Raw genomic sequence first — 13,346 nt, 5'->3', positions numbered from 1 at the left:
GCACCGGCCAGGGGTCTTCGACGCGAGAACAGCTCAGCCGTCCGACTCCGCCGACGGGAGGTAAGCGCCCGGTACCTCCTCCGGCGCGAACACCTGCTTCTCACCCGGGTAGGGCAGCTGCCACCCGTGCGTCTGGTACCACGTGAAGTGGTTCATCTGCGCGGGGTTGGCGTAGTCGGCGACCGCGTCCGGGCCGGTCAGCCGCTGGTGCGTGGTCCACTCCTGCCACCGCGCCGCCACCTGCTCCTTCTCCGCGGGCACCGCCGACGACGGCACCGGGGCCGCCGCCGGGTTCGCCGCGGCCGGGGTGTCCGGGCCGCACGGGGGCTGGGTCGCCAGGCCCGCCGTCAACGACGTCCGGTTCGGCAGCGCGGTGAACGGCGTGTAGTCCGGCTTCTTCGTGAACGCCGCGCTCATCGGCGTCGCCGCGCTGTCCTTCTGGTTCATCGGCTTGACGCCGAGGATCTGCTCGATCGTCCGGACCATCGTGATCTGCGAGTAGTAGTGGCTGTCGACGACGCCGTGCTGGGCGTAGGGGCTGATGATCTGCACCGGCGCCCGGTGGCCGTCGACGTGGTCCAGACCGGCCTGCGAGTCGTCCTCGACGACGAAGATCGCCGAGTCCTTCCAGTACTGGCTGTGCGAGATCTCGTCGACGATCCGGCCGACCGCGAGGTCGTTGTCGGCGACCTGGGCGGCCGCGTTCGGCGGGCCGCCGGTGTGGTCGCTGGACAGCCAGAACATGTTCAGGTTGGCCGGCCCGTTCTTCTCGAAGTCGTCCTTCCAGATCTGGTACCGGTAGACGTCCGGCACCGCGGTGTCGAACTTCGGGAAGCCCGGCACCGAAACGTTGTTCAGCGACGGGATCGGCGACGACGACACCAGCGGGTACGCGCTCGGCTCCCCCGTGGCCGCCATGTTCTTGCTGTCGCAGTACAGGTTCTGCCAGCTCGCCCCGGCGGGCTTGGTCAGGAACTGCTGGAACTCGCCGAAGTCCCGCACCGACTTGCCGGCCGCCTGTGCGCCGGTCCAGAGGAACCCGGAGCTCTGGTGGCCGAGCGCGTCGTCCTCGGTGTCGTAGCTGCGCAGGTACTCCCCCGCCGACGACTCGGTGTACTCCGGGTTGTCGGCCTGCATCAGCCAGTTGTGGCCCTCGGCGGAGTTCGTGCCGATGTCGTAGGTGTTGTCGTACAACCCGAACTGCTTCGCCAGCGCGTGCTGGTTCGGCGTCACGTTCTCGCCGAACTGCGTGACCGACGGGTCGCCGTTGCCGCGCGGGTCGTCGCCGAAGACCTGGTCGTAGGTGCGGTTCTCCTTGACCAGCAGGAAGACGTGCTTGATCGTCGACGGGTCGCCGAGGCGCGCCGGGACCGGCACCGGGTTCCGGTGGCCGTTGTCGTGCGCCACCTGCACCGAGTCCTTCGTCCAGCCGTTCTGCTTGAAGACCTGGCCGGTGTAGCCGCGGATCGCGCGGTCGTCGGGCAGCCGGAACTTCTGCACGCTCGACGTCGTGTCGTGCGTGCCGTGCCCGGCGGCCGTGGTGGGACGGCGGGCGTCGATGCCGCGGGTGTTGGAGACGACGACGTCCTTGCCGACCGTGGTGATGGCCGTCGGGAAGTAGTCCGTCGGCAACAGGCCGACGTAGCTCACCGGCTCCTGCGCCCACTGGTAGCGGTAGACGGCGACCGCGTTGGCGCGGCCGAGCGTCACCAGCAGGTGCCCGTCGTCGGTGAGCGTGACGCCGTCCGGCTCGTACCCGACCGAGGCCTCCGGCCACGGCTGGGTCGCGATGGTCTGGACGACCTTGTCGCGGCCGGTGTCGATGACCGACACGGTGTTGCTCGCCGTGTTCGTGACGAACAGCGTGCCCTTCTTGAAGTACACCGCCGTCGGGTGCAGGCCGACGTCGATGCTCTTCGGCGCGGCGGCCGCGTTCGCCAGGTCGATGACGCTGACCGTGCCACTGGTGGTGGCGCCGGTGAACTGGCTGGCCGGCACCTGCGTGTTGTAGGAGTTCAGCGTCGGCTCACCGGGCCGCGCCGGGCGCCCGCCTTCGTTGCTGACGTACAGCTTGGTCCCGACGCGGACCAGGTCGCGCGGCGCGTTGCCGACGGCCCAGCTCTGCTTGATCGCCCCGGTCGCCGCGTCGAGGGCGACGACGCGGTTCTGGCCGTTGACCGCGGAGTACACCGTGGACCCGTCGGGCGAGAACACCGCCTGCGCCACCAGCGCGTGCTTCGGGCCGTCGGCCGGGATCTTGACCGGCGTCGGGGCGGCGACGGTCCCGTCGGGGTTCACCGTGAAGCGGGTGTAGCCGTCGGTCTGCGCCAGCCACAGCGCCTTGCCGTCCGGGGAGTACGCCGGTCCTTCTTGACCGACGTCGTTGCCGGGGATGCGCAGGTTCGCCGTCGCGGAGTTGCCGACGAGCTGCTGCACCTTCCAGCTCTTGAGGTCGACGATCGTGAGCGCGATCCCGCCGTCGGTGGTCAGCGCGGCGAGGTGGGCGCCGTCCGGGCTGACCGAGGACGCCATGATCTTGCCGTTGTCGACGACCAGCCGGTCGCCGATCGGCTTGAGGTACTGGTCGGCGGAGACGACCTGGCCGTTTTCGGTGACCTGGCCGACCTGGTCCGTGCCGAACTGCGCGGTCGACGCGACACCGACGCCGGTGCCGGTCGCGATCAGCACGAGCGTGGCGGAGCCGGCGGTGGCGTACCGGAACCGGTGACCGCTGAAGTGACCGGGGAGGCGCACCTTCCCGACACGCCGTCTGCGGCGTGTTACCTGCATCGGGCTATCCCTTCGGGGTGGAGGAGAGCAGCTCGACGTTGCCGTCGAACTGCCAGAGCGGGTTGGGTTGGTCCCCCGCGGGGGTCCGCACCTGGAAGTAGCCGTTCACTTCCTTCGGTCCGTCGCCGTCGGCGACGTACCGCCCGTCCGAGGTGATGTCCAGCTGGTAGACGGCCGTACCGGTCGCGGCGATCCCCGGCAGGTGCCAGGAAACGACGCAGCGCCAGTCGTTGCCGGGGCCGTCCGGTTCGACGAGACCGTCGCCCTTGGTGCAGGCGGCCGTGGCCCCCAGCTGCGCTTCGGTGACGTCGGGCCGATTGAGCTGCCCGGCCTGCAGGCGGTAGAGGTGCGCGAACGCCGTCGCGAGCGAGCGCTGCACCTTGTCCTGGTCGATCCCGGACCCGGTCGCCGGCGTGGCCACGGCGACGAGTCCCGCGGTGACGGCCAGCAGTCCGGCCGGCGGCAGTGCCCCCACGACGATCCCGCGCCGCCCCGCACCGTCGTGGCCGGGGTTCGTGAAGTCGCGGCGCACGAACAGGACGTACGCCAGCGCGGTCGCCAGCACCGCCCACGCCAGGCTGACGCCGACCGCGATCAGCAGCGGCCCGAGCTGGACCGGGTCGGTGAACAAGCCGTTCCACGCGATGAAGGCGTAGCTCGGCAGGGCGAGGCGGACGGCGACGGGCAGCGGCAGCAGCTGGGCGATCGCCAGTACGAGCGCGACGACGGCGGGCAGCAGCAGGCCCATCGGCGACCGGCCCCACGCGACGGACCCGAGCAGGCCGAGCGCACCGAGGGCGAGCGTCGGGGCGAGCACGCAGACCCACGCGAGCAGCACCTGCACCGCGGCGTCGCCCGGGGCGAGCAGGTGGCCGTCGAGACCCGCCAGCGGCCGGTTCCCGGCGGCCAGGACCCCGCCCACCGCACCGGAAACGGCCATCCCGGCCACGAGCACGAGGATCACGGTCAGGCTGGCAAGCGCTTTCGCGGCGAAGATCCGCCGGGTGGAGCGGACCGCCACCAGCAGGTGCCGCCAGGTGCCGAGCCGGTCCTCGGCCGCGAAGACGTCCCCGGCGACCACCGACGTCAGCAGCGGAAGCGCATACGTGCCCGCGAATCCGAGCATCACCAGCGGCCCGGCCCAGCCCGTGGCGTTCATCCAGCGGCCGAACAACGTGTCGACCGGCAGGGAGCTCTGCTCGCTCACCACGGCGACGAACAGCGCCGGCGCGAGCCAGCAGGCGAGCACCAGCAAGCGGATGCGCCACGCGGACACCAGCTTGACCAGTTCGAAGCGGTAGCCCCGCAGCACGGGAACCGGGCGCTCGACCGGTGCTTCGGCGACGTTCGTGGTCATCGGCCGGCCCCCGGCTGTTCGGTGAGGGCGAGGAAGGCGGCTTCGAGCGGGGACACCACGGGCGCGAGCTCGCGCATGGCGATGCCGTCCGCCCCCAGCCGCAGCACCAGTTCGTCGAGCGCGGGCACCCGGGCGCGGACCACGAAGACGTCGGCGTCCTCGACGAGGCGGACCCCGGCGGCCCCGGCCACCAGCGCTCGCGCGGCCACCGGATCGGCGGTGCGCAGCCGGTAGTCCAGTTCCGCGTTCTCGGTGGACAGCTTGCCCAGCGGGCCGCTGAAGACGACCCGGCCGGTGACGAGGATGGTCACGTCGGAGCACAGCGCTTCGAGGTCGTCCATCCGGTGGCTGGAGAGCACCACGGCGGTGCCACCGGCCGCGAGCCGCCCGAGAACGCCGTGCACGTGCTTCTTGCCGGCCGGGTCCAGGCCGTTCGCCGGCTCGTCGAGCACCAGCAGCCGGGGCTCGGTGAGCAGGGCCGCGGCCAGCCCGAGCCGCTGCCGCATGCCGAGGGAGAACCCGCGCACGCGGTCGTCGGCGACGTCGGCGAGACCGACCTCGTCGAGGACGTCACCGATCCGCGTCGAGTGCCGGTCGCGCCCGCGCAACGCCGCCAGCGCGGCGAGGTTCTGCCGCGCGGTGAGCGAGGGGTAGAGCCCGGGCCCGTCCACGAACCCGGCCACCCCGGCAGGCGCGGCGAGCGCCCGCCCGACCGGCGAACCGAGGATCTCGAGCCGCCCTTCGTCGGCCACGGCCAGGCTCAGCAGCAAACCGAGCAAGGTCGTCTTCCCGGCACCGTTCGGCCCGGCCAATCCGTGGATCTCCCCCGGCGCGACGTCGAAGTCGACCCCGTCGAGCGCGACGACGTCGTCGAAGCACTTGGTGATCTCACGCGCTCTCACTGCCGGCGCTGCGTCCATGGATCCCTTCGCCTTCGTCCGTGGCTTGCGCCAAAAACTTAGGGACAGCAAATGACCATCGGCAGGCGACGGAGGTGAACGCTCGGGGAACGAGGTGCGGCGAACGGTGGCAGGTCCGGTGAAATGTCCGAGTTAAGCCTTTCGCTTGCTCCGGGTTAACCGCTGCCTTACCCATGTCCGATCCTTGTCGGGTCTTGACAGGGTCGTGAGCAATGCAGTGCAATAACGCCTGAACTTCAACGAAAGTCAACGAAACTCGACAGCCGAGTGTGCGCCGCCGCCACGTGCGCACGCTCCAGCGGGACTTCAGCTCGATCGGCTTCCACGAACAGCACTGATCGGCCCCTGCCGGCACGCTCTCGCTCCGGACCCGGCGGCGGGTCGATCTCCTCCAGCGGCAGGAGAAGCGAGTGCCTCACGCGATCCCCCAGTCCCGGCGCACCTCGCGGCAGCAGCAGCCCCGCGCGTTCCGCATCGCGGTCCAGTTCGCCCTTTCGGCCTTGGTGGCCGGCGTCCTGCACATCGTGAGTGCCCCCGAAGCCGGCGCCGCGACCACGGCGGAAGTGAACGGCGGGGTCGTCGGGCGGACGTTCGACGGGGTCGGTGCCATCAGCGGCGGCGGGGGCAACTCACGCCTGCTGGTCGACTACCCGGAACCGCAACGCTCGCAGATCCTCGACTACCTCTTCAAACCCGGCTACGGCGCGGCCGTGCAACTGCTGAAGCTGGAGATCGGCGGGGACGCGAACTCCACCGACGGATCCGAGCCGTCGCACCAGCACGTCCGCGGGGACATCGACTGCAACGTCGGCTACGAGTTCTGGCTCGGCGAACAGGCGGTCGCGCGGAACCCCGGCATCAAGCTCGTGGCCCTCCCCTGGGCGGCTCCCGGCTGGATCGGCGGGGGCAGCTTCTGGTCCCAGGACATGATCGACTACGACATCTCGTGGCTGAAGTGCGCCCGCGGGCACGGGCTGACGATCAGCTACCTGGGCGGCTGGAACGAACGCGGCCACGACAGCACCTGGTACAAGAACCTGCGCACCGGCTTGGACAACGCCGGTTTCTCCGCCGTCAAGATCGTCGGCGACGACAGCGGGTGGGGCATGGCCGACGAGTTCGCCGCCGACCCCGCGCTGAAGAACGCCGTGGGCACGCTGGGCAACCACTACGTGTGCGGCTACCTGTCGCAAGCGACCTCGTGCAGCACCACCGCCAACGCCCGCTCGAGCGGGAAGCCGTTGTGGGCCAGCGAGTTCGGTTCCCAGGACGACAACGACGGCGTCGTGCCCTACATCCGCACCGTCAACCGCGGCTACCTCGACGCCGAGATCAGCGGGTACCTGAACTGGCCGTTGATCGCGGCCATCACCCCGAACCTGCCGTACGCGACGGTCGGGCTGATGGACGCCGGCTCGCCGTGGTCGGGGGCGTACCGGGTCGGCAAGAACCTGTGGGCCAACGCGCACTACGCCCAGTTCACCCAGCCCGGCTGGAAGTACCTCAACGGCTCGGCCAGCGCCTACCTCGGCGGCGATCGCGCCAACGGCAGCTACGTGTCGCTGAAGTCCCCGAACAACACCGACTACTCCACGGTGTACGAAACGAGCGGCAGCACCGCGGCGCAGACCGTCGACGTCAAGGTCTCCGGCGGGCTGAGCACCGGCACCGTGCACGTCTGGGCCACCGACATGGGCTCGTCGAACTCCGCGAACTGGTTCGTGCGCCAGCCGGACGTGACGCCGGCCAACGGCGGCTACCGGCTGACCCTGCAGCCGAACCACATCTACACGGTCACCACGACGACCGGGCAGGGCAAGGGCACCGCTGCCGGGCCGGCTCGCGGCAGTCTCGCGCTGCCCTACGCAGACAACTTCGAGCAGTACGCCACCCGCAAGCAGCCCAAGTACACCGAGGACATGCAGGGCTCCTACGAAACCCGCCCGTGCACCGGCGGGCGGTCCGGGCAGTGCCTGCAGCAGGTCGCGCCGGTCCGGCCGATCAACTGGCAGGACGACAGCGACGCCTTCACCCTCGTCGGGGATCCGTCCTGGAGCAACTACGCGGTCAGCGTCGACGTCACCCTGCGCCAAACCGGCACCGTGACGCTGCTCGGGCGGGCCGGCACCCAGAACCGGCCGCAGCGCAACCAGGCCGCCTATCAGCTGCGCATCAGCGACACCGGCGCCTGGTCCATCGCCCGCAACTCCACCGGCGGCGTCCTGACCACCCTGGTCTCCGGCACGCGCGTGGCACTGGGCCTGAACACCTGGCACACGCTCAGCCTCACGTTCAGCGGCAACCAGATCACCGCCAAGGCCGACGGCGCCACCCTCGCGACGACGACCGACCGGACGTTCCTCACCGGGGAGGCCGGCCTCGGCGTCGTCGGCTACCAGACCGACCAATTCGACAACCTCACCATCACCCCGCAACCGGCCGGTGATCTGCGAGGCATCCTCAAGGGTGCGGAATCGGGCCTGTGCGCGGACGTTCCCGCCGCGAGCACCACGAACGGCACCCGGGTGGCGCTGTGGGACTGCACCGCCGGGAGCAACCAGAGCTGGACCCTGACCGCGGCGGGCGAACTGCGCGTCTACGGCAGCAAATGCCTCGACGTGACCGCCGACGGTGCCACGCAGATCGCCGACTGCACCGGCTCCCGGAAGTGGGCGCTCAACGCCGACGGCACGGTCACCCAGGACGGCACCGGCAAGTGCCTCGACGCCACCGCGCACGGCACCACCGCCGGCACCACGATCGGCGTCTGGACGTGCAACGGCGGCGCGAACCAGCGCTGGGCCCGCGGCGACGTCACCGGCGTGCTCCGCGGGACGACGTCCGGCAAGTGCGTGGACGTTCCGGCCCTGTCCCAGGAAAACGGCACCCGCCCGGCTCTGTGGGACTGCAACGGCGGTAGCAACCAGACGTGGGTTTCGACCGACAGCAACGCCCTCGAGGTCTACGACACCAAGTGCCTCCAAGCGGACTCGGCTGCCGTCCGGATCACCGATTGCACCGGTTCGGCCGATCAGCACTGGCAGGTGCGGTCCGACGGGGCCGTCATCAACGCCGCGTCCGCGCAGTGCCTCACACCGATCGGTCGCGGGACGGCGAACAGCACCGAGCTGACGACCGGCGACTGCGCCGACCCGGCCAACCGGCAGTGGAGCCGGTCCTGATTCCGAGAACGGGAAGGGAATCGTTCATCCGGACGACAAGCACTCACGCGTCGAAGCGGAAGTACACCGTGCGGTGGTAATCACCGGTGGCGGCGTTCGGCCGGCTTTCCGGGCCCAACGCCGTGACGTCGTGGAACTTGTTTCCGATCGGCGCGATGCCGTCCAAGAAAGAAATCCCGCCGGCCGGGTAGCCGGTCACCGCGTGCTGGGGATCGGGCCCTGGGGCAGGGGTGAACAACCGCAGGAACAGGCCTTCCTCCGCAGCGACCACCGTGACCGCCCCCTCGGACGTCTGCAGCACGGCCCAGTGAGTCCGCGCGTGGTAACCCTTGAACTCCGGGTAGCCGAACCCGCTCGCGCCGGTCGCGGTGTCGTTGTACGGCTTGGTCCAGACATCGAGGTGCACCCCGCGCAACCGGTTCTTGTAGACCCGGTACGGCCCGTCCCCCAGCCAGGTCAGGCCCCGCACGTTCGCCTCGGGGTAGTCGAAGTTCACCCCGAGGTGCTCGTGATCTCCGGTGGCGCGATAGCGGTAATCCAGCCTCAGCCAGCCGTTCGCGTCCAGCCGCCAGCGCACGGAAGTCAGGTCGCCGCTGTAGTCGGCTTGCGCCACCCAGCCGGTTCCGTCGCGGAAGTGGCTGAACCCGGTGAGCGCGGCCGTCCCGTGGGCGGGGGCCGGGCCGTTCGCCAGCGACACCGGCGAGCCGTCCCGCCGCACGCCGGTCAGCCGTCCGCTCGCCTTGGCGATCGTGATCCGGGTGGCGCCCGCGATGAGCGTCACGTCCGTCGTGGTCTCGGTCGTGACGACGCTTCCCGTGGTCGCGGGCCGCACCACGCGGGCGGCGTAGTCCGGCGCCTTGCGGATCCGCCACGTCCACGCGGTGAGCGCCCGGCCGGCCGGGTCGGTCGCGTCCAGCCGCAACGCGTCGGCGCCGGCCCAGTCGGCGGGCAGGCCGAGCCGCAGCGCGCCGGTCGCCCCGGCTGCGACGTCCGGGCCGTCGGCCGGGCCCTCGGCGACGACCCGGTGCCCGGCGCCCGTGCCGGGGGCGGCGAACGCCAGCAGCTGCCAGGCGAATCGGCACTGCCGGAGGTTCGTGAAGTCGTACCGGTTGACCAGCTTCACCGTCTGGTCGAACGAAGCCGGGAAGACCGAGTCGTAGTAGCCCGGATTGGCCAGCTGGACCGGCGACCAGATGTCCTTGATCGTGAAGAAGCTGCCTTCCTTCTCCCGGTACGGCCCGAGAATCCCGTCGGGAGCCCGGCTGCCGTTGGTGTCGAGCGCGCCGCCCCGGTCGTCGCGGGCCACGCTTTCGTCGACCAGCGCCCAGATGAACCCGCCCGCGGAGCGCTGCGCGCCACCCATGACCTTCCAGTAGTCGTTCAGCCCGGCGCCGGCCCCGCCGTCGTAGAGCCCGTGCAGGAACTCCGTCGGCATGAAGACCGTGCTACCGGCGGCTTTGGCCACGGTGCTGCTGTAGTTCTGGTAGTGGCTGGTGTCGACGCCGCTGAAGGTCGCCCACGGGTGCAGCACCGCGCGCCGCTGCGGGTCGTGGCGGCCGAAGTCGTCGTCCAGCGCGGTGTTCCAGCCGCCTTCGTTCCCGTTGTCCCAGAACAGGATCGACGGGTGGTTGACGTCGCGCCGCACCATGGCCTCGACGAGCGGGGCGCCGACGCCCTCGTCGTAGTCGCGTTGCCAGCCGGTCAGCTCGTCCAGGACGTAGAGCCCGAGCTCGTCGCAGAGGTCGAGGAAGAACGCGTCCGGCGGGTAGTGCGACATCCGGACCGCGTTCATGTTCATGTCCTTCATCAGCTCGATGTCCAGCCGGGCCAGGCGGGGACTCGACGTGCGACCGGAGGTCGGCCAGAAGGTGTGCCGGTTCGCTCCTTTGAGGACGATCCGCCGGCCGTTGACGTAGATGCCGTCCCCGGCCCGGACTTCGACCGTGCGGAAGCCGAAGCGTTCGACCGTGCTGTGCAGGGCCACTCCGGCGGCGCTCGCGAGCGTCAGCTCGATCTGGTGCAGGTGGGGCGTTTCGGCGGTCCACAGCAGCGGCTGCGCGGCCGTCGTGGTCAGGGTCGCGCTGGTCGCCCCGCTCGCCACGGCGACGGAAAAGGGGTCGCCGACCGCGGTGCCGTCGAGCCTCCGCAGCCGCGCGATCAGCCGCGACGCCGTGCTCACGCCGGCGAGGGTGACCTGCGCGGTGAAGGTCCCGTCCGCGCGGGCGTCGACCGCGACCCGGTCGACGCGGGCGGCCGGGTACGCCTGCAGGGTCACCGGCCGGAAGATGCCGCCGAAGTTCCAGAAGTCACCGCGACGCTCGGCGTCGTTCACGGAGTCGTCCGCGGATTCCTTGCTGACGGTGACTTCGAGCAGGTTCGGCTCGCCGAGCCGCAGCAAAGCGGTTGCGTCGTAACGGAAGCGGTAGAACCCGCCCTGGTGCACCGGCCCCGCCGAGACGCCGTTGACGCGCACTTCGGCGTCGGTCATGGCGGCCTCGAACACCAGGAAGATGCGGCGGCCGGACCACGACGCCGGCGGGGTGAACCGGTGCCGGTAGCTACCCTTCTCCGCCGGCACCAGGTCGCCGCCGTAGTGGTAGCTGCCGAAGCCGTGGCACTCCCAGTTCGACGGCGTCGGGATCGTGCTCCACTCCCCCGCCCGGCGGCCGGCCGTGACCTGGAAGTCCCAGTCGACGGTGTGGTCGGCGTCGCTGCCGGTGAGGAGTACCGTTTCGGTCACCGGGCCGGCCGGTGCCGCACCGGCCGGACTCGCCTGCGGGAGGCCGAGCGTGGACAACCCCGCGGTCGCCACGCCCGCCGTGCTGATCTCGAACAGCTTGCGACGGTTCAGTTCCACCGGGGCTCCCGTGGCTCGGGGGTGTCATCGAATCGGTCGATCTGATATATGAGACAACATACGTTAGATTTTCACGACTGAGCGGACAAGCTGCCGGACAATTCCCGCCGTCCGGCGTCGCCCCGAAGCGAAAGGCAGCACAATGTCCTCCTCGAACCGCCTCCGCCGATGGTCACGCCGCTGGGCGCCCGTCGCGGCGGTCGCCGTCGCCGGCGCCACGTTGGTCGCGCCGGCCGCCGAAGCCGCGGCCGGTGCGACCGTGGTCGGTGTCGCCTCCGGCCGCTGCCTGGACGTCGTCGGCAACAGCACGACGCCGAAGACGCGGGTCAACATCTACGACTGCGTCGGCCAGGCCAACCAGCAGTGGACCCTCACCCCTGCGGGCGAACTGCGGGTCTACGACGACGCCCAGTGCCTCGACGTCGCCGGCCAGCGCACCACCGCGCCCGCCGACGTCCAGATCTACCCCTGCAACGGCGGCGCCAACCAGAAGTGGAAGATCAACGCCGACGGCTCCATCACCGGCGTGCAGTCCGGGCTCTGCCTGGACGTCACCGGGGCCGGCACCGCGAACAGCACGCTGGTCGGGTTGTGGACCTGCACCGGTCAGGACAACCAGAAGTGGCGGAGCGCCCTCGGCGACACCCAGCCGCCGACCGTGCCGGGCAACCCGCGGGTGAGCGACCTGGTCTGCGACGCGGTGACGCTTTCGTGGAACGCCTCCAGCGACAACGTGGGCGTCGCGTTCTACGACGTCTACCACGACGGGCAGCTGATGAAGTCGGTGAGCACCTTGTCGACCAGCCTCACCGTCGTCGGCGGCGTGACGTGGGGCCTCTACGTGAACGCGCGCGACGCGGCGGGCAACGTCTCGCAGGCCAGTGCCACCGTGCCCATCACGCCACCGCAGTGCCAGCCGGACAACGAGCCGCCGAGCGCGCCCACGCGGCTGACCGGCAGCGCGGCCGGCACGACCGTGACCCTGAACTGGACCGCGGCCACGGACAACATCGGCGTCCGCGCGTACGACATCTACCGCGGCGACACCAAGGCCGGCACCGTCACCGGGACCGCCACCACCCCGCCCGCGACCACCTTCGTCGACAGCGGCCTCGCCGCGAACACGGCCTACCGCTACCACGTGGTGGCCCGCGACGCCCAGGCGAACGCGTCGGCGCCCAGCGCGACCACGACCGTGACGACCGGCGCGTCCTGCGGTGACTCCGTCTGCGCGGTGACGCAGCTCGCGACCGACACCGACATCCCGTGGGGCCTGGCGACCCTGCCGGACGGCACGATCCTCTACACCCGGCGCGACGCCCACGACATCGTCCACCTGAACCCCGCCACCGGCGTCAAGACCACCGTGGGCACGGTCCCGGGCGTCGACAACACCGACGGCGAAGGCGGTCTGCTCGGGCTGGCCATCGCTCCGAGCTTCGCGAGCGACCACTGGCTGTACCTCATGCACACCTCCCCCGGCGACAACCGGATCGTGCGGATCAAGCTCGAGAACGACCGGCTCGACACCGGAACCGAGCAGGTCCTGCTGAGCGGGCTGCTGCGCAACAAGTTCCACAACGGCGGCCGGCTGCGCTTCGGCCCCGACGGCAAGCTCTACGCCAGCACCGGGGACGCCCAGAACGGCGACAACGCGCAGAACAAGGCCAGCCTCAACGGAAAGGTGCTGCGCATCAACCCGGACGGCAGCGTGCCTCCGGACAACCCCTTCGGCAACCAGGTGTGGAGCTACGGCCACCGCAACCCGCAAGGCCTCGCGTTCGATTCGCAGGGCCGGTTGTGGGAGCAGGAGTTCGGCAACGCGGTGATGGACGAAACCAACCTGATCACCAAGGGCGGCAACTACGGCTGGCCCGCGTGCGAAGGCACGTCCGGAACCTGCGGCACGTCCGGCTTCATCGCCCCCAAGCGCACGTACCCCACGGCGGACGGCTCCTGCTCCGGCATCGCCATCGTGCGCGACGTCCTGTACGTCGCCTGCGAACGCGGGACCCGGATGTACCGCGAGGTCATCAGCGGCAGCGACCTCACGAACGTCCAGGCGTACTTCACCGGCACCTACGGCCGGCTGCGCACGGCGGAACCCGCCCCCGACGGCGGCCTGTGGCTGACCACGACCAACAACGGCGACAAGGACAGCATCCCGGACAACAGCAACGAGAAGCTCTTCCACGTCGCCCTCGGCGGCTAGCCCGCCGGGTGCGCTCCGCCGGATGTGC

At 70.6% G+C, this 13,346-nt stretch carries 6 protein-coding genes; 2 read left to right on the top strand and 4 right to left on the bottom strand.

Translation table 11 applies throughout. The features are described from left to right. Nucleotides 1-33: 33 nt before the first annotated feature. Genes MUY14_RS09295 through MUY14_RS09285 form a run of 3 tightly spaced genes read right to left on the bottom strand, consistent with a single transcriptional unit; the run spans nucleotide 34 to nucleotide 5,049 of the window. The gene (locus tag MUY14_RS09295) at nucleotides 34-2,790 is read right to left on the bottom strand and encodes an alkaline phosphatase family protein (protein WP_247022483.1); all 2,757 of its coding nucleotides are present in this window, start codon (nucleotides 2,788-2,790) and stop codon (nucleotides 34-36) included. Between the two features lie 4 nt (nucleotides 2,791-2,794). After that, a complete protein-coding gene (locus MUY14_RS09290; RefSeq protein ID WP_247022481.1) occupies nucleotides 2,795-4,147 on the bottom strand; it encodes an ABC transporter permease in 1,353 nt (450 codons plus the stop codon). Next, nucleotides 4,144-5,049, bottom strand: coding sequence for an ABC transporter ATP-binding protein (locus MUY14_RS09285; RefSeq protein WP_247022480.1), 906 nt, complete (start codon nucleotides 5,047-5,049; stop codon nucleotides 4,144-4,146). The genes MUY14_RS09290 and MUY14_RS09285 overlap by 4 nt, the downstream gene beginning before the upstream one ends. 428 nt (nucleotides 5,050-5,477) lie before the next feature. On the opposite strand from MUY14_RS09285, the gene MUY14_RS09280 reads away from it, so the two are divergent. Next, nucleotides 5,478-8,249 carry a ricin-type beta-trefoil lectin domain protein gene (locus tag MUY14_RS09280; protein WP_247022478.1) on the top strand — a complete coding sequence of 924 codons (2,772 nt, stop codon included), beginning with the start codon at nucleotides 5,478-5,480 and terminating at the stop codon, nucleotides 8,247-8,249. A gap of 43 nt (nucleotides 8,250-8,292) precedes the next feature. Here the strand turns inward: MUY14_RS09280 and MUY14_RS09275 are convergent, their stop codons facing one another. Continuing rightward, a complete protein-coding gene (locus MUY14_RS09275) occupies nucleotides 8,293-11,106 on the bottom strand; it encodes a glycoside hydrolase family 2 TIM barrel-domain containing protein (protein ID WP_247022476.1) in 2,814 nt (937 codons plus the stop codon). A 142-nt stretch (nucleotides 11,107-11,248) separates the two neighbouring features. On the opposite strand from MUY14_RS09275, the gene MUY14_RS09270 reads away from it, so the two are divergent. Continuing rightward, a complete protein-coding gene (locus MUY14_RS09270) occupies nucleotides 11,249-13,318 on the top strand; it encodes a PQQ-dependent sugar dehydrogenase (protein ID WP_247022475.1) in 2,070 nt (689 codons plus the stop codon). Nucleotides 13,319-13,346 lie beyond the last annotated feature (28 nt).

The sequence above is a fragment of the Amycolatopsis sp. FBCC-B4732 genome, assembly GCF_023008405.1.
Lineage (GTDB): Bacteria > Actinomycetota > Actinomycetes > Mycobacteriales > Pseudonocardiaceae > Amycolatopsis > Amycolatopsis pretoriensis_A.
The sequence above is the reverse complement of the archived record's forward strand: the minus strand, read 5'-3'. Positions and strand labels throughout refer to the sequence as shown.

What these genes read in the sequence shown, in the direction of transcription:
- MUY14_RS09295 (WP_247022483.1), bottom strand. Translation starts at nt 2,790, where the DNA reads ATGCAGGTAACACGCCGCAGACGGCGTGTCGGGAAGGTGCGCCTCCCC.
- MUY14_RS09290 (WP_247022481.1), bottom strand. Translation starts at nt 4,147, where the DNA reads ATGACCACGAACGTCGCCGAAGCACCGGTCGAGCGCCCGGTTCCCGTG.
- MUY14_RS09270 (WP_247022475.1), top strand. Translation starts at nt 11,249, where the DNA reads ATGTCCTCCTCGAACCGCCTCCGCCGATGGTCACGCCGCTGGGCGCCC.